We start from the raw sequence: 22,941 nt of genomic DNA on the forward strand, positions 1-22,941 counted from the left end.
CAGCGCCCACGAAAATCCCACGCGGCCCCGGAAGGCGCAGGGGCAACATGGCGTTGGGGCTGACGATGACCACCACGCGACGCACCGCAGAGGGCCCTCGCGCCAGGCTCGAGGAGCTGCGCGCGACGACGAGCGAGCACCTCGCCGCCCTCCGGCGCGATCACGACGCCGTCGTCGCCGCCTCGCGGGACAGCAACGCCGACGACGAGCACGATCCCGAGGGCGCCACGATCGCGTTCGAGCGCGCACAGGTCGACGCGCTCGCCCGCGACGCCGAGGCGCGGCTGGTCTCGATCGAGCTCGCGCTGACGCGGGTCGACGACGGCACCTATGGCGTGTGCTCGGTGTGCGGGGCCGCGATCCCCGCAGCCCGTCTGGAGGCGCGGCCGACCGCGACCATGTGCGTGGGCTGCACGCCGAGGTGAGCTACGCGCCCTCCGCCAGCCGGTCGAGGGCCAGCGCCGCGAGGACCGCCGGGCCGACCGCCAGCGACTCGTCGGCGAACGTCGCCTGCGCGGAGTGGTTGTACGCCGCGGTCGCCGGGTCGTGGCCGACGGGCGTCGCGCCCAGCGCGAGGTAGACGCCCGGCACCTCCTCGAGCACGTAGGAGAAGTCCTCGGCACCCGAGATCGGCTGCGGGGCGGTCTGGTACGCGTGCTCGCCGAACATGCCGCGGACCAGGCCGGCGGCGCGGTCGACCTCGGCGGGCGTGTTCGACGTGACGGGGTAGCCGCGCCGGTAGTCGACGGTGACGGTCAGCCCGTACGCGGCGGCGATGCCCTCGGCCACCCGGGTGATCCGCTCGGGGACCACGGTGTGGGTGGTCTCGGAGAAGGTGCGGACCGTGGCCTCGAGGACCGCGGTCGAGGAGATGACGTTGTTGGTGGTGCCCGCCGCGATCTTGCCGACCGTGACGACGACCGGGTCGAACGCGTCGAACTCGCGCGTGACCATCGTCTGCAGGGCCAGCACGAGCGCCGCCGCCGCCGGCACGGGATCGGCGGCGAGGTGCGGCATCGAGCCGTGGCCGCCCTTGCCGTGGATCGTGATGATCACGGAGTCCGCCGCCGCGAGGAGCGTCCCGGGACGGGAGATGACGAGCCCGGTCGGCACCATCGCCGACATCACGTGCAGCCCGTACGCGGCGACGACCCGGCTGCCCGAGGCGTCGAGCACGCCCTCCTCGATCATGAGGCGTGCACCGGCGTCGCCCTCCTCGCCGGGCTGGAACATGAGGACGACATCACCCGCGATCTCGTCCCGGCGCGAGGCAAGGAGCCGGGCGGCACCGACCAGCCCGGCGACGTGCAGGTCGTGACCGCAGGCGTGCATCACGCCGACGTTCTCGGACGGGAAGGGCTCCCCCGAGTCCTCGGTCACCGGCAGGGCGTCCATGTCCCCGCGCAGCAGCACCGCCGGACCGGGCCGCCCGCCGCGGAGCACCGCGACGACCGAGCTCAGGCCCGTCCCCGTGGCCACCTCGAGGCCCAGCGGCTCGATCGCGTCGAGCACGATCCGCTGCGTGGCCGGGTTGTCGAGGCCGATCTCCGGGGTGCGGTGCAGCGCCTGGCGCAGGGCGACGACGTCCGGCAGCTGGGCGGCGGCGTCGGCGCGCAGGCCGGCCAGGACGTCGGGAGCGAGCGACACGGGGTGACCTCCGGGTAGTGCGGGTGCGGATGCGTGGTGCGACCGAGACTGCCAGAGACCTGCACCGGCGGCTCGGCTCCCGTTACCGAGGAGTAGCAGACCCCCCGCACGGCCGCGGCGGCACGTAAGGTTGTGCGGATGCCCACCTTTACCGGTTACCTGCGGGAACGCAGCGACGACGAGCTCGTCGCGCTGCTGCGCAGCCGACCGGACCTGGCGTCGCCGTCGCCCGCGACCCTGTCGTCGCTGGCGGTCCGGGCGACCAGCCGGTCGAGCCTCGACCGCGCCCTGTCGACGGTGGACGCGAGCGTCATCCAGGTGCTCGAGGCGGTCGTCGCCCTGTCCGACCCCGGCCCCATCACCGCCGCCGACCTGCCCGTGGCCCTGGGTGCGACGGACGACGCGGGCGTCGCGCTGGTCGAGCGCGCGCTGCGGCTGGCCGTCGTCGGCGCCCTGGTCTACCCCGACTCGCCCGACGCCGACGCCCCGCTGCTGCCGTCGCCGGGGCTCGCGGAGATCCTCGGGCTGTACCCGGCCGGCCTCGCGCCAGCCGACGCGGGCGTCCGCCGCGGGCCCACGCCCGAGCCGATCGACCTCACCGACCTGCCGACGCTGCTGGAGTCGGCACCCACCGGCGCCCGGCCCGTGCTCGACGCCCTGCTCTGGGGTCCGCCGGTCGGCCTCGCGCCCTCGAACAACACCGCGGCGGCCGCGGCCGTCGACTGGCTCCTGCGCCGCCACCTGCTCCTGCCCGGCGACTCCCGGCACGTCGTGCTGCCGCGCGCGGTCGCGCTCGCGCTGCGCGGCGGTCGCACGCACCCCTCGCCCGCCTTCCCGCCSSCGCTCCCCGACGACGTCCCGCACCGCAGCCACGCGCTGGTCRCGTCGGAGTCGGCGGCGGCCGGGGAGCGCAGCGTGCTGCTCATCGCCCGACTGGTGCGACTGTGGGAGCACACGCCCCCGGGGGTGCTGCGCGGCGGAGGCCTGGGCGTGCGCGAGCTGCGCCGGGTCGCGATGGCGCTCGAGACCGACGAGGCCGAGGCCGCGTTCGTCATCGAGCTCGCGGGAGCCGCCGCCTTCGTGGCCGCCGACGGGGAGGACAACCCGTCGTTCGCGCCGACCGTGGCCGTCGACGAGTGGTCCGTGCGGGACGTCCCCGACCGCTGGGTGGCGCTGGCCCGCACGTGGCGCTCGATGCTGCGCACACCCTGGCTCGTCGGCGGGCGAGACGACCGCGGCGGCGTGCGGGCCGCGCTCGACCCCGAGCTGCAGCGCACATGGGCCCCGCGCCTGCGACGGTCGGTGCTCGACGTCCTGGCCGAGACGCCGCCCGGTACGGCCCTCGACGCCGCACACGTCGTCGCGGTCCTGCGCTGGCGCTCCCCGCGGTCCGTCCCCCCGACCGCGGCGGTGAACGCGATCCTCGTCGAGGCCGGCCGGCTGGGGGTCCTCGGTGCGGGCGCGCTGTCCGACGCGGGCCGCGCGCTGCTGCTGGAGACCGCGCCCCTGGTCGGCGCCGAACCGGCCGACCCCGCCGATGCCCTCGCCGCAGCCCTGCCCCCCGCCGTCGACGAGATCCTGCTCCAGGGTGACCTGACCGGCGTCGTCCCTGGCCGCCCGAGCCCCGAGCTCGAGGACCTCCTGGACCGGACCGCCCACGTCGAGTCCMGCGGCGGCGCGCTGACGGTGCGGTTCACGCCGGAGTCGGTCCGGCGCGCGCTGGACGCGGGCTCGACCGCCGACGGGCTGCTCGCCGAGCTGTCCGCGCACGCACGCTCCGGGGTCCCCCAGCCGCTCGAGTACCTGGTCCGGGACGCGGCGCGTCGGCACGGTCGGCTGCGGATCGGCGCCGCCTCCGGCTACGTCCGCGCCGACGACCCCTCGCTGCTCGCCGGGCTGGCGGAGGACCCCCGGCTGGCCTCGCTCGGTCTGGTCCGGCTCGCGCCGACCGTCCTGGCGGCCCAGGCGCCGGTCCGGGAGCTGGTCGAGGCCCTCCGCGCCCACGGGCTCGCGCCGGTGGCCGAGGGACCGGACGGGGAGGTGCTGCACGTCATCTCGGCGGTGCGCCGCGTCGGCCGTCGCGCCACCGCGGGCGCCCGTCGCCGCACGACCGATGCCGCCCCGGCCACGTCCCGGGAGGCGATGAGCGACGACCGGCTGCTGGCCCTCGTGCCCCAGCTGCGGCGGGCCGAGCAGGAGCGGAAGGCCGACGAGGCCGAGCGGCTGCCCGGCCTGCCGCTGCCCACCCCGTCCCACCGACCCGTCCAGCCCGTCCCCCCGAGCGAGCCGACGGGAACAGGCGATCCCGTCGACGCGTTGGTGCTGCTGCGCGAGGCGGCGGCCGAGAAGGCCGAGGTGTGGGTCGAGCTGGTCGGCTCCCACGGCGTCCCGCAGCGGCGTCTGCTGCGGCCCCTCCGGGTCGAGGGCGGCCGGCTGCGGGCCATCGACACCGCCCGCGAGTCCGAGCTGACGGTCGCGGTGCACCGCATCGCCACCGTCACCCGCGCGACGGCAGCGCCGGCGGAACAAGCAGACGATCGTCAGGAGACTTCGTGACCAACGGCCCCCTCATCGTGCAGAGCGACAAGACCCTCCTGCTCGAGGTCGACCACGACCAGGCCGAGGCCTGCCGGCGCGCCATCGCCCCGTTCGCGGAGCTCGAGCGTGCCCCGGAGCACGTGCACACGTACCGCCTGACCCCGCTGGGCCTCTGGAACGCGCGCGCCGCCGGCCACGACGCCGAGCAGGTGGTCGACGTGCTGCTCGAGTACTCGCGCTACCCGGTCCCCCACGCCCTGCTGGTCGACGTCGCCGACACGATGTCCCGCTACGGGCGCCTCCAGCTGATCCAGGACCCGGTGCACGGCCTGATCCTGCACGCCCTGGACCCCGCGGTCCTCGTCGAGGTCGTCCGGTCCAAGCGGACGGCCGGCCTGCTCGGCGCCCGCATCGACGCGACCGACGTCATCGTCCACCCCTCCGAGCGCGGCCACCTCAAGCAGGTGCTGCTCAAGCTCGGCTGGCCCGCGGAGGACCTGGCCGGGTACGTGGACGGCGAGGCCCATCAGATCGACCTGGTCCAGGACGGCTGGCACCTGCGGCCGTACCAGCAGCAGGCCGTCGACGGGTTCTTCCACGGCGGCTCCGGCGTCGTGGTCCTGCCCTGCGGCGCCGGCAAGACGCTSGTCGGYGCGGGRGCGATGGCGCGCTCGTCGACSACSACSCTGATCCTGGTCACCAACACCGTCTCCGCGCGGCAGTGGCGCGACGAGCTGGTCAAGCGCACGACGCTGACCGAGGACGAGATCGGCGAGTACTCGGGCGCCCGCAAGGAGATCCGCCCGGTCACCATCGCGACGTACCAGGTGCTGACGACGAAGCGGAAGGGCGTCTACACGCACCTCGAGCTGCTGGACGCCCGCGACTGGGGCCTCGTGGTCTACGACGAGGTCCACCTGCTGCCGGCGCCGATCTTCCGCATGACGGCGGACCTGCAGGCCCGCCGCCGGCTCGGCCTGACCGCCACCCTGGTGCGCGAGGACGGCCGCGAGGACGAGGTGTTCAGCCTCATCGGGCCCAAGCGGTTCGACGCCCCCTGGAAGGACATCGAGGCCCAGGGCTACATCGCCCCGGCGGACTGCGTCGAGGTCCGCCTCACGCTGCCCGACGCCGACCGGATGGCCTACGCGACCGCCGAGCCCGAGGAGCGGTACCGGCTGGCGGCGACGGCCCGCGGCAAGAACCGGGTGGTCGAGCAGCTCGTCGCCAAGCACGAGGGCGACCCGACGCTGGTCATCGGGCAGTACCTCGACCAGCTGCACACCCTGGCCGAGCACCTGAACGCCGACCTCATCACCGGAGAGACCACCGTCCACGAGCGGCAGCGCCTGTTCGACGCGTTCCGGTCGGGCGAGATCACCAAGCTCGTCGTCAGCAAGGTCGCCAACTTCTCGATCGACCTGCCCGAGGCGTCCGTGGCCATCCAGGTGTCCGGGTCGTTCGGCTCCCGCCAGGAGGAGGCCCAGCGCCTCGGCCGGATCATGCGGCCCAAGGGCGACGGGCGGACCGCGCACTTCTACACGGTCGTCGCGCGCGACACCGTCGACCAGGACTTCGCGGCGCACCGTCAGCGGTTCCTGGCCGAGCAGGGGTACGCGTACTCGATCGTCGACGCCGAGGACCTGGACCCGGCGAAGGACTGAGGACTGAGCCGGAGCGCAGCGGAGGGTGAGGGGCGCGGAGCGTCACTCGCCCGCAGCGGAGCGCAGGCTCAGGCCGACCACGAGCACTGAGACGACGAGAGCGCCCGACCCCGCGGAGGGGTCGGGCGCTCGTGTCGTCTGCTCAGGCGGAGACGGGCTCCTGCGCGGCGGCACGCACCTGGGCGGCGAAGGCTTCGGCGAGCGCGCGGCCACCGGCGGTCACCTCGGCCTCACGCGCGGCGTACGCGGCCAGCACGGCCTCGGTGTCGACGTCGTCGTACGAGTCGGCCCAGGCGCGCAGCGTGTCCGCGCCCGCCTCGGGGTGGAACTGCACGCCCCAGGCGGAGCCGATGCGGAAGGCCTGGTACGGGTACATGGCCGACGACGCGAGCCACACGGCGCCGCGGGGCAGGTCCACGACCGCGTCCGCGTGCATGCTCGGCTGCGGGGCGCGGTGCCGGTCGTCCGCAAGCGCGGCCAGGGGGCCGACGACCGCGTCGACGGACGCCTCGGGGCGCCAGCGCACGTCGACGATGCCGGACTCGCGCCCGGGAGGGGCCGCGACCTGCACGCGGCCGCCGCGGGCGGCGGCGAGCAGCTGGGCGCCGAGGCAGATGCCGAGCGTCGTGACGCCCTGCGCGCTGGCGTCCGCCAGCAGCACCCGCAGCGCGGGCAGCCAGGGGGCGGTGGAGTCGTCGTAGGCCGACATGTGGCCGCCGAGCACGACGAGGCCGTCGCCCAGCTCGTCGACCGCGGGAACGCTCTCACCGGCGAACGCCGCGACGGTGCGCAGCTCGACGTCGCCGAGCCACTCGCCGAAGCGGTCGAGGTGGACGTCGGGAGAGCTCTGGATGACGGTGACGACCGGTCGGGGGCCACCGGAGAAGGGGAGGGTCACGCGGAGCACGGTACCTCCCCCGAACCGTGGCGCTGCAAGGCCCGAGGGCCCAGGTGTCCGCCTGATGGACGTTCGTCCGGTTCGGGCACATCCGGCCTTCACCCAGCGAACTCCCAGGGTTCGGGGCCAGACTCGACCTATGTCGACACCCCTCACATCGTCGTCGTCGGGTACGCCCGAGGCGCGTCTGCTCGTCGTCGACGACGAGCCGAACATCCGCGAGCTGTTGGCAACGTCCCTGCGCTTCGCGGGTTTCGAGGTCCACGCCGCCGCCGACGGAGGCTCCGCGCTGCGCCTCGCCCGCGAGGTCCAGCCCGACCTCGTGGTGCTCGACGTGATGCTCCCCGACATGGACGGGTTCACCGTCACGCGACGCCTGCGCGAGAAGGGTCAGCACGTTCCCGTGCTCTTCCTCACAGCGCGCGACGACACCGCCGACAAGGTGCAGGGACTGACCGTCGGCGGCGACGACTACGTCACCAAGCCGTTCAGCCTGGAGGAGGTCGTCGCCCGCATCCGCGCCGTCCTGCGGCGCACGCGTCCGGGTCTCGACGACGACACGAGCGTGCTGCGGTACGCCGACCTCGAGCTCGACGAGGACTCGCACGAGGTCGTGCGCGCCGGCCACCCCGTCGACCTGTCCCCCACCGAGTTCAAGCTGCTGCGCTACCTCATGCTCAACCCCGGCCGGGTGCTCTCGAAGTCGCAGATCCTCGACCACGTGTGGCAGTACGACTGGGGCGGCGACGCCAACATCGTCGAGTCCTACATCTCCTACCTGCGCCGCAAGATCGACCAGATCGACGGCGCCGACGGGCAGCGCCTGCCCCCGCTGATCCACACCAAGCGCGGGGTGGGCTACCTGCTGCGCGAGACGTCGTGACGGCTGACGTCATGGTCGAGCAGCCGGTCGAGGCCCCGGCCCCGACTGCGCGGCGCCGGCCGTTCCGACGGCTGCGCGGCTGGTGGGCCGGCACCACGCTGGTCTCCCGGCTGGTCGGCATCGTCACCGTCCTGCTGGCCGTCGGCCTGGTGCTGGCCGGGGCCACGAGCGCCGCGCTGCTCGAGGGCACCCTCGTCGGCCAGGTGGACACCAAGCTCCAGACCGAGGGCACCGAGATCGCCCAGCAGAAGCTGGGGCAGCTCGACACCACCGGCTCCACCGTCTACACCCCGAGCGACTACTACCTGCGCTACGCGGTCGACGACCAGGAGCTGCCGATCATCTCGCCGACCACGCGGGCCCAGTACGGCACCCCGATCGTCCCCTCGTTCACCATCGCGCAGGCCACCGCCCGCAACGGCGAGCCGTTCACGGTCCCGTCGACGCGGCAGGGTTCGCAGTGGCGTGCGGTCGCCTACACCTTCACGATGCGTGACGGCACCGAGGGCACCGCGGTCATCGCGCTGCCGCTCGGCGACATCGAGCGCACCGTCCAGCACATGACCCTCGTGCTGCTGCTCAGCGGGCTCGGGATCGTGCTGCTCGGCGCCGCGGCCGGCACCTGGGCCGTCCGGCGGTCCCTGCGGCCGCTGCGCGAGATCGAGGCCACCGCCGCCGCGATCGCCGAGGGGGACCTCTCCCAGCGCGTGCCCGCCGCGTCCGAGCACACCGAGGTCGGCCGGCTCAGCGCCGCGCTCAACGGGATGCTCGCCCAGATCGAGCAGGCCTTCGGGGCGCAGACCGCGTCCGAGGCCCGCATGCGCCGCTTCGTCGCCGACGCCTCCCACGAGCTGCGCACCCCCTTGGCCACCATCCGCGGCTACGGCGAGCTCTACCGGATGGGTGCGCTCACCACGACCGAGCAGGTCGACGACACCATGCGCCGCGTCGAGCAGTCCGCCATCCGCATGGGCGCGCTCGTCGAGGACCTGCTGGCGCTGGCCCGCGTCGACGAGGGCCGACCGATGCAGATGGGACCCGTCGACCTCACCGTGCTCGCCGCCGACGCCGTCAGCGACCTGCATGCCCTCGACCCCTCCCGACCGACCCGGCTGGTCCCGCTCGTGGACGGCGTGCCCGGCGGACCGTGCGTCGTCGAGGGCGAGGAGTCGCGCCTGCGCCAGGTGCTGGCGAACCTCGTCGGCAACACCGTCCAGCACACGCCGCCCGGCACACCCGTGGAGATCGCGGTCGGGATCCTGCCGTCCGGCGAGGGCGCCCTCGAGGTGCGCGACCACGGCCCGGGCATCGACCCGGAGCACGCCGCCCGCGTGTTCGAGCGGTTCTACCGGGTCGACGCCAGCCGCGGCCGCGACTCGGGCGGCGCCGGGCTGGGCATGGCGATCGTCGCCGCGATCGTCGAGGCGCACCATGGTTCGGTGCGTCTCGAGCAGACACCCGGAGGGGGGACGACCGTCCGGGTCACCCTCCCCGTCCCGTCCCGCGAGCCTCAGGTCTGAGGGCTACCATGGCGGGTTCCTGTCGTCGATGTAAGGCTGAACTTCATGGGCGTCCATGACGCACCGCAGTGGTTGTTGTCCGCGTTCGTACGCAGTGCCGTCGGCGCCGGAGCCACCGCGCCGACCGAGCAGATCCGCGACGCCGGACAGGCCCTGGTCGATCGCTGGGGCTCCCCCGGGCGCTCCTTCCACAACCTGAAGCACCTGGTCGACGTGCTGAGCCGGGTCGACGAGCTGGCCGAGGAGACCCACCGGCCCGACATCGTCCGGCTGGCCGCCTGGTACCACGGCGCGATCTTCGACGCCGCCGACCGCAAGGCCTACGCCAACCGCGGCGGCGAGGACGAGATCGCCAGCGCGCGACTGGCCTTCGACGAGCTGACCGCCCTCGGCGTCCCCGAGAAGCACGCGCAGCGCGTCCACGACCTCGTCGTCGCCCTCGTCCGGCACACCCCGAACCCGGCCGACTCCGACTGCGCGGTGCTCTGCGACGCCGACCTGGCGATGCTCGCCACCGAGCCCCAGAAGTACAAGGCGTACGTGCAGGACATCCGCACCGAGTACTCGCACCTGCCCGTCGAGGACTACCTGCGGGCCCGCGTCCGCATCCTGCACAAGCTCCTCGCCCGGCCCTCCCTGTTTGTCAGCCCCCTCGGCGCCGCCTGGGAGGAGCCCGCGCGGCAGAACCTCTCCGGCGAGCTGCAGCGGCTGGAGAAGGAGCTGCGCGGGATCGACGCCGCCGCGGCGACCGCCGCCGCGACCGCGCCCGTCGCCGCGCGCGACGCCGGCTACGGGACGCCCGCGGAGGGGTCGAGCGCCGCGCGAACGTGACGCGGGCTCTTCCTGCTTCGGTGACGTCCGCGCTCAGTCGGGTCCTGACCCGCTGCAACGCGGACGTTGCGGCGGTTTTCGCGGACGTCCGCGCTTAGTCGGGTCCCGACCTGCTCGAACGCGGACGTTACGGGGCCTCTTCTCGGACGTCCGCGCAAAGTCGGGTCCTGACCCACTCGAGCGCGGACGTTACGGGGCCTCGTGGCGGACGTCCCCGCAAAGTCGGGTCCCGACCTGCTCGAACGCGGACGTTACGGGTCCTCGTCGCGGACGTCCGCGCAAAGTCGGGTCCCCACCTGCTCGAACGCGGACGTTACGGGGGTTCTTCGCGGACGTCCGCGCTTAGTCGGGTCCTGACCTGCTCGGACGCGGACGTTGCGGCGGATCTTGGCTGCCGACGGGCGGCTGCCGCGGTCGCGAGTACGGTGCGCGGCTAGTTTCTCGGTCGTCGGCCGCGTACTCTGTGGGAGCGCTCTCGCGTGCATCGCCTTGCTGGTCTTTGGTCGGGCTGCGGGTTGTTGTGGTGACTGGGGTGCTCGTCGGTCCCGGGTCGGGGTGCAGCGGTGCCCCCGGCCCGGGCCGGACGACCTGCACCGGCGCAGCCCCCCCAGGTTCGCACCCGTGCGAAGAGCCGCACGCTCCACGCCCCCGAGCCCACCTTTGCGAGGCCGGCGCCGATAGCTCGATCGTCGGCACCGAGCCGCTCCTTCACCGCGATGAGCCGGCCCGCCGCCCGCGCACACCGATTCGCCACGCGCCCTGCAGACCCGCTGGCGAGCGCCCGGCCGCTGAGCCGCCCACAGCCCCCGCGGCCCGGTACGGCATGCGCAGATCCGACCTTGCAGCGCAGACCTCCACCTCCGCTTCGTACCGTCGACGCACACCCGCCGGGACAGCCCCGACGGCCACCGACGGAGGTCCGATGAGCAGGTTCGAGGTCGACAGTGCGCAGGTCGCGCAGGCAGCGGCGAGCGTCCAGGCGCGCGCCGGCACCATCCGCGGCGAGGTGGCCGCGATGCACCGGCAGCTGGCGGACCTGCAGGGCTCGTGGCGGGGTGCGGCTGCGACCGCGTTCACCGGCGTGCTCGCGGACTGGTCGGCCACCGAGACACGGCTCGACGCCTCGCTCGAACAGATAGTCGCCGCGATGCAGTCGGCCGCGCGCACCTACGCCGAGGCCGAGTCGCAGGCGTCGCGACTGTTCAGCGTGTGAGCACGCCGCCGCGGCGCCTACGCTCGGGCCGTGACCGTGCTCGTGGACCCGCCGATGTGGCCGAACCACGGGATGTTGTGGGGACACCTGGTCAGCGACACGTCCCTCGAGGAGCTGCACGCGTTCGCGGCCCGGGCCGGCATCCCCCCGCGGGGCTTCGACCTCGACCACTACGACGTGCCGGACCAGCGGATCGACGAGCTGGTCGCGCTCGGTGCGCAGCTGGTCAGCGCCAAGGAGCTCATCCGAAGGCTGCGCGCCTCCGGGCTCCGTGTGCCGGCTCGGGACCGCAGCCGGCGCCACTGAGCGCGAGTCGGACCGGATCAGAGCCCGGCCCGCACGGCCGCCACCCAGCCGCCGCTCGCGGTGATGTCCGTGCCGGCCGAGCCCGCCTCGGCGGTGCACCCGAAGCCGACCACCCAGGAGCCATCGGCCAGCTCGACCTTCCCGAGCGACATGGGGCCCGGGAGATCGGCGAGCAGCCGGCCGAGCGCTCCCGCGGACAGTCGCCAGACCTCGCCCGCGATCGGAGCGCCGCGTCCAGGGCCGATCCGGACGAGCCCCGGCTTGCGCGGCTGGGTGTCCAGGGCCACGAGCCGGTACGCGTCGGTCGTCCGGACCTCCCGACCGAACCGGGCACCGAGCTCCTCCAGCTCACAGTTCAACGGCTGGCCCCGCAGGTGAGCCCCGACGACCAGGACGTCGACACCGGCCTCGACGATCGACGGGCTCTCGACGCCGAGGAGGCGCGCGGCGAGGTCCAGCGCCAGCTGGTCGTCGAAGGCGCGGGACAGCACAGTGATGCCGAACGGACCGCCGTCGGCCTCGCCCGCCGGGACGGCGACGGCGGCCATGTCGAGGAGGTTGACAAAGTTCGTATAGGTGCCGAGCCGTCGGTTGATGGCGACGGGGTCGGCCCGCACGGCGGCGATCGTGGGGTGCTCGGTGGTCGTCGGCAGCAGCAGCAGGTCGCAGCCCTCGAGCACTGCAGCCGCGGCGAGCTTCGCGGCGTCCAGCCGGGCGCGGTCGTCGATGTAGGCGTGCGCCGGTGTGTCGCGGCCGGACATGACGATCGCCCGCACCGTCGGGTCGGCGTCGGGGGCGTCGGAGAGGAAGGCGCCGACCGCGGCATACCGTTCCGCGACGATGGCCCCGTCGTAGAGCAGGCGGGCCGCGGCGAGCATGCCGGAGATGTCGACGGCCCGGACCTGGGCGCCGATCGCTTCGGTGGCCTCGACCGCGGCGGCGAACGCTGCCCGCCAGGCCGGCGACAGCGGCGCCAGGTCCTCGTCGCGCGGCACGGCCACCAGGGGTGCCGACCGCAGACCCAGCCGCACGTCAGTGGGCCAAGGCCGAGCGAGCGGGTCGAGCGGATCGGCGCCGGTCATCAGCCGGGTGGCCAGGACGCCGAGCGCGAGGTCGTGCGTGAACGTGGTGACCACGTCGTAGCTCCGGCAGGCCGGGACGACGCCGGTGGTCGGCACCAGGCCGAGGGTCGTCTTGATGCCGACCAGCCCGCCGAACGCGGCCGGCACCCGCCCCGACCCCGCAGTGTCCGTACCGATCCCGATGTCGGCGATGCCGACGGCGACGGCGACCGCCGAGCCGGAGCTGGAACCGCCCGAGACGCGGTCCGGGAGCGTCGCGTGGCGCACGGCGCCGTACGGGCTGCGGACGCCGACGAGCCCCGTCGCGAACTGGTCGAGGTTCGTCTTGCCGAGGACCACCGCACCCGCGTCCACCAGGGCCTGCACCGCCGGCGCGGTGGCCGCCGCGGGGCCCGGTCGACCGTCGGGAGAGGTCGCGTACGACGGGCATGCCGCGGTCGTCGGCAGGCCGACGACATCAACGTTGTCCTTGACGGCCACCGTCGTGCCCGCGAGCGGGAGGACCTCGCCGGCCGCGACGCGCGAGTCCACCGACCGGGCGGCCGCGAGCGCCGACTCCTCAGGCACGAGCGTGATCCAGACCTCGGGCCGATCAGCCTCCGCGATCCGCGCGTACGCGGCACGGACGCGCGACTCGGCGCTGCCCGCCTCGGCGACCGCGTCGGCTGGTCGAGCCTCGTGCACGGCGTCCCCCGGGGTGATGTCGTTCCTGGGCCGGTGCACGCTCGGCGATCCGATCGCGCTGGCACGGGGCGTATACACCCCGGTATCCAGCACCGTAGGCAGGTGGTGTTTCCCTCCCCACGCGCTCGGGTAAACGGCGCGTTACGGACGACGCCGCAGGTGAACCGGCTGCCGCGGCGCCCTGCCGGCCGAGTCCAACGCCTGAGCCGATCAGCGCGCCCGCCGGCCCGGCCGGCCGGGACCGGCGCCCAACGCGCTAGGTCGAGCGCCTCAGCCGGCCAGCGCCATGCGGCTCATCGACGTCGTCGCGCGCTCCATGACCACCTCGAGCGACTCCCCGACGTGCTTGTGCAGGGCGGTGAGGGCCGACGGCAGCTCGCGGGCGAGGACGAGCCTGAGGATCTCCAGGTGCTCGTCGATGGTCGCGGTGATCCGGTCGGACTCGACGAAGTCGTGCATGCGGACGGCGCGGATCTTGTGGTTCACGGTGACCAGGGCGTCGGTCAGCTGCGTGTTCCCGGACGAGCGGGACAGGGTCTGGTGGAAGCCCTCGTCGAAGAGCACGAAGCTGGCGTCCGGCTCGGGCGGGGCGTCGCGCAGCTCCGCCCAGCGGTCCAGCTCGGTGCGCAGCAGCGCCTCGTCGTGCCGGACCTCGGGGTTCTCGATCGCGCGGTCGATGCCGCGCAGCTCCAGGGTGATCCGCAGCTCGTAGAGGTTGCGCAGGTCCTCCAGGCTCGGGACGACGACGGCATATCCGAAGTCGGTCCGCTCGACCAGCCCGTCGGACAGCAGCCGCGACAGCGCCTCACGCACCGGGGTGCGGGACACCTCGAACTGCTTGCCCAGCTTGGGTTCGGTCAGCCGTTCCCGCGGGGAGATGCGTCCGTTGAGGATCTCGTCGCGCAGCTGCTGATAGACGAGGTCCCGCAGGGAGCGCGCGTCGCCCGACCCCGTTGCTGCGCCGGTCAGCTCGGTCGTCCCACCCGTGCTCATGGTCACGAAGCGTATCCCCCCTCGCCTGCGCGGCAGTCGCTCGCCGGACCGTCGAGGCCCGCGCGTCGGGCCGCCGCCGACTGGGCGCCGACCCACGTGTCCCGCACCGTATACATCGCTGTGCCCATGGCCCGAACCTAGGCGGCACGCGTTTCGGTCGTCGACGACGCCCCGTAAAGGTTCTGTTTCCGGGCAGCGCCGACCTCGGCGATACGCTCGATGGATGCCGCCGCTGCGCCCGCTCGACCAGTCGTCGAAGCTCAAGAACGTGCTCTACGAGATCCGGGGGTCGGCCCTGGACGAGGTGGTCCGGCTCGAGGCCGAGGGCCACACGATCCTGCGGCTCAACACCGGCAACCCCGCGGCGTTCGGGTTCGAGGCGCCCCACCAGATCGTCCGCGACGTCATCGCCGCGATCCCCCACGCGCACGGCTACACCGACTCGCGCGGCATCCTCTCCGCACGTCGCGCCGTCGTCACCCGGTACGAGACCGAGCCCGGCTTCCCCGAGATCGACGTCGACGACGTCTATCTGGGCAACGGCGTCTCCGAGCTGATCACCATGGTCATGCAGGCGCTCCTCGACGAGGGCGACGAGGTGCTCATCCCCTCCCCCGACTACCCGCTGTGGACCGCGATGACATCGCTGTCCGACGGCGTCCCGGTGCACTACCGCTGCGACGAGTCCGCCGGCTGGGAGCCGGACCTCGAGCACATCCGCTCGCTGGTCGGCCCCCGGACCAAGGCCATCGTCGTCATCAACCCGAACAACCCGACCGGCGCCGTCTACTCGCGCGAGGTGCTCGAGGGGATCGCCGCGATCGCTCGGGAGCACAGCCTGCTCGTGCTCTCCGACGAGATCTACGACCGGATCCTGTTCGACGGCGCGCAGCACATCCCCATGGCGACCGTCGCGCCGGACCTGCTGTGCCTGACGTTCAACGGCCTGTCGAAGACCTACCGCGTGGCCGGCTACCGGTCCGGCTGGCTCGTCGTCACCGGTCCTCGGGAGCACGCCACGGGGTTCCTCGAGGGCATCACCCTGCTCGCGTCGACTCGGCTGTGCCCCAACGTGCCGGCCCAGCACGCGGTGCAGGCAGCCCTGGGCGGCATCCAGAGCATCGACGCCCTCATCGCCCCCGGCGGCCGGCTGCACGAGCAGCGCGACGTGGCGTACCGCGGCCTGACCTCGATCCCCGGGGTCGACTGCGTGCGCCCCGACGGCGCCCTGTACCTGTTCCCGCGCCTCGACCCGAACGTCCACGAGATCCGCGACGACGCCCGCCTGGTCTACGACCTGCTGGTCAGCGAGCACATCCTGCTGGTGCAGGGCACGGGCTTCAACTGGCCGACGCCGGACCATCTGCGCATCGTCACGCTCCCGGAGGCCCGCGTCCTGGCCGAGGCCGTCGAGCGCATGGGCAACTTCCTGGCGAGCTACCGCCAGTAGGGCGACCGGCGCACCACCGGCGCCAAGGTCGCCGAGGTCGTGAGCTTCCGACGACGTCGTCAGTTGCAACTCACGACGTCGTCGGAAACTCACGAGCTCGCGGCCTGCCTAGGGCGACCGGACAGCAGAACGGGCCGGCCACCCGAAGGTGACCGGCCCGTTCGACAGTGCTACGTGCTCAGCGGATCAGCTGCGGATCAGAACCCGCCGCCGAAGTCCTCGCCGCCGCCACCGGCCGGCGCGGGGTTGCGCTCCGGCTTGTCGGCCACGACGGCCTCGGTGGTGAGGAAGAGCGCGGCGATGGACGCCGCGTTCTGCAGCGCCGAGCGCGTGACCTTCACCGGGTCGTTGACGCCCGCGGCGAGCAGGTCCTCGTACGTGTTGGTCGCGGCGTTGAGGCCGTGACCCACGGGGAGGTTGCGCACCTTCTCGACGACGACGCCACCCTCGAGACCGGCGTTGATCGCGATCTGCTTGAGCGGGGCCTCGATCGCGAGCTTGACGATCTGCGCACCGGTCGCCTCGTCGCCCTCGAGCTTGAGGCCCTCGAACGCCGTCTTGCCGGCCTGGATGAGCGCCACGCCACCACCGGCGACGATGCCCTCCTCGACGGCCGCCTTCGCGTTGCGAACGGCGTCCTCGATGCGGTGCTTGCGCTCCTTGAGCTCGACCTCGGTGGCCGCGCCCGCCTTGATGACGGCGACGCCACCGGCGAGCTTGGCGAGGCGCTCCTGGAGCTTCTCGCGGTCGTAGTCCGAGTCCGAGTTCTCGATCTCGGCGCGGATCTGGGAGACGCGGCCCTGGATCTGGGCGGCCTCGCCGGAGCCCTCGACGATCGTGGTCTCGTCCTTGGTGACGACGATCTTGCGCGCCGTGCCGAGGACCTCGAGGCCCACCGTGTCGAGCTTGAGACCGACGGTCTCGGAGACGACCTGGCCGCCGGTGAGGATGGCCATGTCCTGCAGCATCGCCTTGCGGCGGTCGCCGAAGCCGGGAGCCTTGACGGCGACCGACTTGAACAGGCCACGGATCTTGTTGACGACGAGCGTGGCCAGGGCCTCGCCCTCGACGTCCTCGGCGACGATGAACAGCGGCTTGCCGGCCTGGATGACCTTCTCCAGGAGGGGCAGCAGGTCCTTGACGTTCGAGATCTTGGACTCGACGAGCAGGACGTACGCGTCCTCCAGGACGGCCTCCTGACGCTCGGGGTCCGTCACGAAGTACGCCGACAGGAAGCCCTTGTCGAAGCGCATGCCCTCGGTGAGCTCGAGCTCGAGGCCCAGCGCGCTGGACTCCTCGACCGTGATAACGCCTTCCTTGCCGACCTTGTCGAGCGCCTCGGCGATGAGGTCGCCGATCGCCTGGTCGCCGGCGGAGATGGCGGCCGTGGCGGCGATCTCCTCCTTGGTCTCGACGTCCTTCGCCTGCGCGAGCAGAGCAGCGGTGACGGCCTCGACGGCCTTCTCGATGCCCTTCTTCAGCGCGATGGGGTTGGCGCCGGCCGCGACGTTGCGCAGGCCCTCGCGCACGAGCGCCTGGGCGAGCACGGTGGCGGTGGTGGTGCCGTCGCCCGCGACGTCGTCCGTCTTCTTGGCGACCTCCTTGACGAGCTCCGCACCGATCTTCTCGAAGGGGTCCTCGAGGTCGATCTCCTTGGCGATGGAGACGCCGTCGTTGGTGATCGTGGGGGCGCCCCACTTCTTGTCCAGGACGACGTTGCGGCCCTTCGGGCCGAGGGTGACCTTGACGGTGTCGGCGAGGATGTTGAGTCCCCGCTCGATGCCGCGACGGGCCTCCTCGTTGAAGGCAATGATCTTGGCCATGGGGCTGTGATCCTTCACTGGGTTCGGGTCGGCCGAGGGTGCCCGCGACGGACGAGCACGTCACCCGCGGTCTTGTCCCGCGTGCGACGGCCCTCACCGGACGGCCGTGGTGATTCTGTCACTCTCCACCGGAGAGTGCTAAGTCCAATGGTTAGCACTCGACCCCCGAGAGTGCAAGCAGCGTTCGCTCACGGCGGCGACGGCGGGACGCGTCGAGACGCGGCGGCCGGAGTGGTGCAGAGGCGGCCGCAGGAGCGCGAGCACGCCGCGCAGCGGCACGGGTGGGAGCGCGCCCGGGCTATCGTGCGCGTGTGCAAGGTCACGACGAGGACGTCGACGCAGCCACCGACGGCGCTGAGCTGTCGGCTGCTCCCGCGTACCGCGCGCGTCGGTCCGCCCGCCGTCGTCGCCGTCGTCGGGAGGGCGTGGTCGTCGGCACCGCGCTCGTGATCGCCGCGACGACGACGCTCGTCGCGACCGTGCCGACGGGTGCGCTGGCGACCGAGGCACCCGCGGTCCCCGTCCCCGCCTACGCGACCATCCCGCTGTACCTGCAGGGCGTCACCACGCTCCCCGGCGGCACCCGAGCTCCGCTGGCGGTGGGCACGGACGTGACGTTCTTAGCGGGCACGCATGTGGTGGACCCGGCGGCGACGACCCTCGAGCGGGTCGTCGGCGGCGTGACCGTGGAGACGGGACCGACCGCACCCGCCGCCGCCGTCGCCGCCTCCCGGCAGCGCGCGTGGCTGGCGTCGGGCACGGTCCCGGGCGCGGGCGGGCCGTACGAGGACATGGCGCGCGCCGCCCTGCTCGACCTGCACGCGCTCGTGCTCCCCGGCGGCGCCGCGGTGGCGGGGTGGTCGGAGAAGTGGCGGTACGTGTGGCCGCGGGACGCCTCGTTCGTCGCCGTCGCGCTGGCCCGTACCGGTCACGTGGACGACGCGCTCGACGTCCTGGCGTTCCTCGACCGCGTGCAGTCGGACGACGGCTCGTTCCAGGCGCGCTACCTGCCCGACGGCTCCGGCCCGCCCGACGACCGCGGCGTGCAGACGGACGGCACGGGGTGGGTGCTCTGGGCCGCCGGTCTGGTGGTCGCAGAGATCGACGACCCCGCCGCGCGTKCCGCCGCGGCGCAGCGGCTGCGGCCGATGGTGGTCCGGTCGACCGAGCACGCGATCACGCTCGTCGCGCACGGAGGGCTGCCGCCGGCGTCGCCGGACTACTGGGAGGTGCCCGAGGACGCGCTGACGCTGGGCACGGTCGCCCCCCTGGTCGCGGGACTGCAGCAGGCGTCCGGGCTCCTGGGGCTCACCGACGACGACGCGCTGGCCGCCTCCGCGTTCGGCGCGTCCGTGCGCAGCAAGGTGGCCGTGATCCACACGTTCGGGTCCACCGGGTTCGCGCGGTACGCGTCGGGCGGGCACGCGGACGCCTCGAGCGCGTTCCTGCTCCCCCCGTTCGTCACGACGGCCGTCCCCGGGGTGGAGGCCGCGTGGCGCGCCTCGGCGGTCGCGATGGTCCGGCCCGCGAACGGGTTGGCGCCCGGCGCGGGGTGGCGCGACGACGGCGTCTCGTGGACCCCGCAGACCTCGCTGTACGCCTGGGTCGCGGCCGAGGACGGCGACGCCGCGCTCGCGGACGGCTGGCTCACGTTCCTCGACACCCACCGCACCCCGTCGGGGTCACTGCCCGAGAAGGTGCTCGCCGACGGCTCCCCGGCGGCGGTCGCGCCCCTCGGCTGGAGCGCCGCCTGCGTGCTGCTGGCCCTGGACGCCCTCGACCGCTAGGTGCACCGACGCCGACGGGCCGCGCACCTGTCGGTGAACGGCCCGTCCGGAGACCAGCGGGGTCAGAGCCCGCGGACCTGCTCGGCCTGCGGACCCTTGGTGCCCTGGCCCACCTCGAACTCGACGTCCTGCCCCTCCTCGAGGGAGCGGTACCCGTCCGACTGGATGGCGCTGAAATGCACGAAGAGGTCCTGGCCTCCCCCGACCGGGGTGATGAAGCCGTACCCCTTCTCCGCGTTGAACCACTTCACGATGCCCTGGGCCATGCCGTACTCCTTGACGTCCGATGCCGGGCGCTCCGCCGGCGCCCGGTTCGCGTGAGCCTAGTGGGAGCGGTCCCTCCGGGACCAGGGTCGTCTCGGGACGGACGTGCTGATCAGGTGCCCGGTCAGGCGTCCGGGTCGCTCGCCAGCACGACCGAGATGCCGGTGCCGGCGTCGGCCGCGGACAGCGTCACCGTGGTCAGCCCGAGCGTCGAGGCGACGAGGTCGGCGGTCGCCTTCTGGTCCTCCGCCGCGTAGTAGACGACGGAGTCGGCCGGGACGGTGCCGGTGAAGTTGCCCGTGGCCACGGCCGTGAAGCCCGCAGCCGTGAGCTTGGCCGCCTGCGCTGCCGCGAGGCCTCCGATCTTGGCGGCGTTGAGCACGGTGACCGGGGTGTCCATGACGGGCGCCGCGGCCGTCTGCTCGTCGGCCGGAGGCGTCTCGGTGGCGGCGTCGGTCGCACCGTCGGTCGCAGCGTCGGTGGCGGTGTCGTCGGGGGCGTCGGCCTGCTCCGACGGCGAGTCGGTGGTCCCGGGCAGGTCGGGCAGGTCCCCGTTGCGCGCGGCGAGGTTCACCAGCACGAACGCGAGGACCGGCGCCAGGACGAGCACGAGGACGAACGGCCACCACCTGCTCCACGCCGTTCGGGGTGCGCGATGCACGCCGCGGGGGACGTCAGGGTTCGACGGGACGTCGAACTCGTCCTCGGGGTAGGAGTACTCCGCCTTGCTCACGGCGGACAGGCTAACGGCTCCGACCGTGTGGACGGGTCCACCCCGGGCCGGAGGGGGCGTGTCACGTGCAGGGATGTCGGTCTTGCGCTGCTTCAGGCGTCGCCGAGGCGGCGGGCGGTGCGCGCGCGCTGGCGGGAGGAGCGCATGCGGCGCAGCCGCTTGATGAGCATCGGGTCGTGCGCGAGGGCAGCCGGGTCGTCGATCAGCGCGTTGAGCACCTGGTAGTACCGGGTGGCCGACATGTCGAACAGCTCGCGGATGGCCGACTCCTTGGCGCCCGCGTACTTCCACCACTGGCGCTCGAAGGCGAGGACCTGCTCGTCGCGCTCGGAGAGGCCGTCGCGCGAGGCGACATCGACACTGCTGGGCTGCGGGAGCGAGACGATCGTCGCGGCGTCCATACGTCCTCCTGTGCTCTCACTGCGGTGCTTCGTCGAGACTGCGGTCCTGGCCGGCTTGCACCGGCCCTGCCGGCTTCGTCGGGACCCGGGCGAGGCCCGGTGGCCGACGACCGTCATCGTACGACCGTAATGACACGGGTGTCATTCCTGTCGGCGAGTCGTCCCCCGTGTGCCGCGCTCGGTAGCCTCGCGGGCGTGAACGCCGCCCCCCTCGACCAGCTCGTCGCACCCGACTGGGCCGTCGCCCTGGCCCCCGTCGAGCCGCAGATCCGCGCGGCCGGCCAGTTCCTGCGCGAGGAGGTCGCCGCGGGCCGCGAGTACCTGCCGGCCGGCGATGCGGTGCTCCGGGCCTTCCGGCGGCCGCTGGCGGAGGTCCGGGTGCTCGTCGTCGGGCAGGACCCGTACCCGACGCCGGGGCACCCGATGGGCCTCTCGTTCTCCGTGCAGCCCGACGTGCGTCCGCTGCCCCGGTCSCTGACCAACATCTTCACCGAGCTGGTCGCGGACGTCGGCGTGGCGCCCCCGACCAACGGTGACCTGTCCCCGTGGGCGGACCAGGGCGTCATGCTCCTCAACAGGGTGCTCACGGTCCGCCCGGGCGCACCCGCGTCGCACCGGCGGCACGGCTGGGAGGCGGTCACCGAGCGCGCGATAGCCGCCCTGGTGGAGCGCGGCGGACCCCTCGTCGCGGTGCTCTGGGGCCGCGACGCCCAGTCGCTCAAGCCCGCGCTCGGCTCCGTGCCGACCGTCGAGAGCGTGCACCCGAGCCCACTGTCGGCGAGCCGCGGGTTCTTCGGTTCCCGGCCGTTCTCCCGCGTGAACGAGCTCCTGGTCGCCCAGGGAGCCGCTCCGGTGGACTGGTCGCTGACCTGAGCAACAATGTGGTCGTGACTTCTTCCACCCCCCGCTGGTCCCGCTACGTCGCCATCGGCGACTCGTTCACGGAGGGCCTCTGGGACGACCCGGACGGCCGCGAGGCGCCGCAGCGCGGCTGGGCGGACCTGCTGGCCTCCCACCTGTCCGAGCGCCGCGTGGCCTCCGGGCAGGAGCCGCTGCAGTACGCGAACCTGGCGATCCGCGGCCGGCTGCTCAAGTCGATCCTGGTCGAGCAGGTCCCCGCGGCGCTCKAGCTGAAGCCGGACCTGGTGAGCCTGGTCGGCGGCGGCAACGACATCCTGCGGCCCACCGCCGACATCGACCGGATGGCCCGCAACCTCGAGGCCGCGGTGGTCCGGCTGCGGGGGGCCGGTGCCGACGTGCTGCTGGGCACCGGCGTCGACGCGGCCGACAGCCCCTTGGTCCGGGCCACCCGCAGCCGGGTCGCCATCTTCGACGCGCTCATCTGGTCGATGGCCCGCCGGCACGGCGCCTACGTCGTCGACCTGTGGGGCATGCGCTCCCTGCGCGACTGGCGCATGTGGGCCGAGGACCGCATCCACCTCACCACCGACGGGCACGCGCGGGTGGCGCAGGCCGCGCTGGTCGGGCTGGGTCTCGAGCCCGACGACGCCGGGTGGGACGACCCTCTGACACCCCTGCCGCCGACCCCGCGGATGCAGAAGGCCCGCGAGGACGCCGCCTGGGTGCGCGAGCACGTCTACCCGTGGGCGACCCGCCGGCTGCGCGGGAAGTCGTCCGGAGACGAGCGCGTGCCCAAGCGGCCGGAGCTCTCGCCGCTGGACTGACCCGTCAGGGGACGGTGCAGAGGATCCCGGGCGTCCCGGTCCGGTTCTCGACGAACGACACGTAGACGTTCGGCGTCGCGCCGAGGTTCGCCGGGAGCCTGCCGCTGAACGTCGGCAGCGCGGAGCAGCTCGACGAGACGGTGCCCGAGTTGTTGATGCCCGTGAGGCCCGCGTTGGACCACGACCACCACGTCGGCGCGCCCGTGATCGTCACCGTGAAGGCGATGTACTGCGTGTTCGTGATGCCAGGAGCGCTGAACTTGGTCTGGAAGTTGCCCTGGCCGGAGCCCGAGCTGCCCCAGAAGTCGGCGCTGACCGGYCCGGTGACCGTGCAGGGCTTGGAGGCGTCGACCGAGCCGTCGCTGTTGCGGACCAGGCACGAGGTCAAGGGCCCGGCGGGCGGCGTGTACGTCCACGCGGTGCGCATCCCCCAGGTCCCGATGGTCAGCGCGACCCCGGTCACCTCCGAGGGCGTGAAGCGGTCGGCCGTGGCGAGGGTGATGGTGGTGGTCGGCGACGATGCCGACGCGGCCGTGAGG

At 73.4% G+C, this 22,941-nt stretch carries 21 protein-coding genes; 12 read left to right on the forward strand and 9 right to left on the reverse strand.

Translation table 11 applies throughout. The features are described 5' to 3' along the window. Positions 1-65 precede the first annotated feature (65 nt). A complete protein-coding gene (locus tag ACXJKG_RS03015; protein WP_456844277.1) occupies positions 66-425 on the forward strand; it encodes a TraR/DksA family transcriptional regulator in 360 nt (119 codons plus the stop codon). Between the two features lies 1 nt (position 426). On the opposite strand, the gene ACXJKG_RS03020 is transcribed toward ACXJKG_RS03015, so the two are convergent. Further along, a complete protein-coding gene (locus tag ACXJKG_RS03020; protein ID WP_456844278.1) occupies positions 427-1,647 on the reverse strand; it encodes a M20 metallopeptidase family protein in 1,221 nt (406 codons plus the stop codon). Positions 1,648-1,785: 138 nt separating this feature from the next. Between ACXJKG_RS03020 and ACXJKG_RS03025 the strand changes: the two genes are divergently transcribed. Then, positions 1,786-4,203, forward strand: a complete 2,418-nt coding sequence (locus ACXJKG_RS03025) for a helicase-associated domain-containing protein (RefSeq protein WP_456844279.1) — start codon at positions 1,786-1,788, stop codon at positions 4,201-4,203. Further along, complete coding sequence (locus ACXJKG_RS03030; protein WP_456844280.1) at positions 4,200-5,849, forward strand: DNA repair helicase XPB; 1,650 nt, start codon at positions 4,200-4,202, stop codon at positions 5,847-5,849. The genes ACXJKG_RS03025 and ACXJKG_RS03030 overlap by 4 nt, the downstream gene beginning before the upstream one ends. Before the next feature lie 142 nt (positions 5,850-5,991). On the opposite strand, the gene ACXJKG_RS03035 is transcribed toward ACXJKG_RS03030, so the two are convergent. Then, entirely contained in the window at positions 5,992-6,747 is a 756-nt protein-coding gene (locus ACXJKG_RS03035; protein ID WP_456844281.1) for a type 1 glutamine amidotransferase, read from the reverse strand. A gap of 139 nt (positions 6,748-6,886) precedes the next feature. Here ACXJKG_RS03035 and ACXJKG_RS03040 point away from each other — a divergent pair, with 139 nt between their 5' ends. The 5 genes from ACXJKG_RS03040 to ACXJKG_RS03060 all read left to right on the forward strand — a co-directional run bounded on the left by ACXJKG_RS03040 (position 6,887) and on the right by ACXJKG_RS03060 (position 11,500). Next, positions 6,887-7,630 carry a response regulator transcription factor gene (locus ACXJKG_RS03040; RefSeq protein WP_456844282.1) on the forward strand — a complete coding sequence of 248 codons (744 nt, stop codon included), beginning with the start codon at positions 6,887-6,889 and terminating at the stop codon, positions 7,628-7,630. Then, complete coding sequence (locus tag ACXJKG_RS03045) at positions 7,627-9,150, forward strand: sensor histidine kinase (RefSeq protein ID WP_456844283.1); 1,524 nt, start codon at positions 7,627-7,629, stop codon at positions 9,148-9,150. The genes ACXJKG_RS03040 and ACXJKG_RS03045 overlap by 4 nt, the downstream gene beginning before the upstream one ends. Positions 9,151-9,195: 45 nt before the next feature. After that, positions 9,196-9,981, forward strand: coding sequence for an HD domain-containing protein (locus tag ACXJKG_RS03050; protein WP_456844284.1), 786 nt, complete (start codon positions 9,196-9,198; stop codon positions 9,979-9,981). A gap of 922 nt (positions 9,982-10,903) precedes the next feature. Next, complete coding sequence (locus ACXJKG_RS03055) at positions 10,904-11,194, forward strand: WXG100 family type VII secretion target (RefSeq protein ID WP_456844285.1); 291 nt, start codon at positions 10,904-10,906, stop codon at positions 11,192-11,194. Positions 11,195-11,224: 30 nt separating this feature from the next. Beyond that, positions 11,225-11,500, forward strand: a complete 276-nt coding sequence (locus ACXJKG_RS03060) for a DUF4031 domain-containing protein (RefSeq protein WP_456844286.1) — start codon at positions 11,225-11,227, stop codon at positions 11,498-11,500. 17 nt (positions 11,501-11,517) lie between these two features. On the opposite strand, the gene atzF is transcribed toward ACXJKG_RS03060, so the two are convergent. Together atzF and ACXJKG_RS03070 are read right to left on the reverse strand one after the other, a co-directional pair. Then, positions 11,518-13,305, reverse strand: coding sequence for an allophanate hydrolase (gene atzF, locus ACXJKG_RS03065; protein ID WP_456844287.1), 1,788 nt, complete (start codon positions 13,303-13,305; stop codon positions 11,518-11,520). A gap of 231 nt (positions 13,306-13,536) precedes the next feature. Continuing rightward, on the reverse strand, positions 13,537-14,259 hold the full coding sequence (locus ACXJKG_RS03070; protein ID WP_456844288.1) for a GntR family transcriptional regulator: 723 nt from the start codon (positions 14,257-14,259) through the stop codon (positions 13,537-13,539). 223 nt (positions 14,260-14,482) lie between these two features. Between ACXJKG_RS03070 and ACXJKG_RS03075 the strand changes: the two genes are divergently transcribed. Continuing rightward, positions 14,483-15,709 carry a pyridoxal phosphate-dependent aminotransferase gene (locus ACXJKG_RS03075; RefSeq protein ID WP_456844289.1) on the forward strand — a complete coding sequence of 409 codons (1,227 nt, stop codon included), beginning with the start codon at positions 14,483-14,485 and terminating at the stop codon, positions 15,707-15,709. 197 nt (positions 15,710-15,906) lie between these two features. On the opposite strand, the gene groL is transcribed toward ACXJKG_RS03075, so the two are convergent. Continuing rightward, the gene (gene groL / locus ACXJKG_RS03080) at positions 15,907-17,532 is read right to left on the reverse strand and encodes a chaperonin GroEL (RefSeq protein ID WP_456844290.1); all 1,626 of its coding nucleotides are present in this window, start codon (positions 17,530-17,532) and stop codon (positions 15,907-15,909) included. A gap of 311 nt (positions 17,533-17,843) precedes the next feature. On the opposite strand from groL, the gene ACXJKG_RS03085 reads away from it, so the two are divergent. After that, positions 17,844-19,319, forward strand: a complete 1,476-nt coding sequence (locus tag ACXJKG_RS03085) for a glycoside hydrolase family 15 (RefSeq protein ID WP_456844291.1) — start codon at positions 17,844-17,846, stop codon at positions 19,317-19,319. A gap of 62 nt (positions 19,320-19,381) precedes the next feature. Here the strand turns inward: ACXJKG_RS03085 and ACXJKG_RS03090 are convergent, their stop codons facing one another. The 3 genes from ACXJKG_RS03090 to ACXJKG_RS03100 form a co-directional block, all read right to left on the reverse strand. Next, positions 19,382-19,585 carry a cold-shock protein gene (locus tag ACXJKG_RS03090; RefSeq protein WP_456825370.1) on the reverse strand — a complete coding sequence of 68 codons (204 nt, stop codon included), beginning with the start codon at positions 19,583-19,585 and terminating at the stop codon, positions 19,382-19,384. Between the two features lie 122 nt (positions 19,586-19,707). Next, the gene (locus ACXJKG_RS03095) at positions 19,708-20,316 is read right to left on the reverse strand and encodes a LytR C-terminal domain-containing protein (protein WP_456844292.1); all 609 of its coding nucleotides are present in this window, start codon (positions 20,314-20,316) and stop codon (positions 19,708-19,710) included. 92 nt (positions 20,317-20,408) lie between these two features. Next, positions 20,409-20,717, reverse strand: coding sequence for a DUF3263 domain-containing protein (locus ACXJKG_RS03100; protein WP_456844293.1), 309 nt, complete (start codon positions 20,715-20,717; stop codon positions 20,409-20,411). Positions 20,718-20,912: 195 nt separating this feature from the next. Between ACXJKG_RS03100 and ACXJKG_RS03105 the strand changes: the two genes are divergently transcribed. After that, complete coding sequence (locus ACXJKG_RS03105; protein WP_456844294.1) at positions 20,913-21,590, forward strand: uracil-DNA glycosylase; 678 nt, start codon at positions 20,913-20,915, stop codon at positions 21,588-21,590. A 14-nt stretch (positions 21,591-21,604) separates the two neighbouring features. Further along, positions 21,605-22,402, forward strand: a complete 798-nt coding sequence (locus tag ACXJKG_RS03110; protein ID WP_456844295.1) for an SGNH/GDSL hydrolase family protein — start codon at positions 21,605-21,607, stop codon at positions 22,400-22,402. Between the two features lie 4 nt (positions 22,403-22,406). On the opposite strand, the gene ACXJKG_RS03115 is transcribed toward ACXJKG_RS03110, so the two are convergent. Continuing rightward, positions 22,407-22,941, reverse strand: a 535-nt coding sequence (locus ACXJKG_RS03115) for a hypothetical protein (RefSeq protein WP_456844296.1), incomplete at its 5' end; no start/stop codon positions are given.

The sequence above is a fragment of the Cellulomonas sp. P5_C6 genome (genome assembly GCF_054049635.1).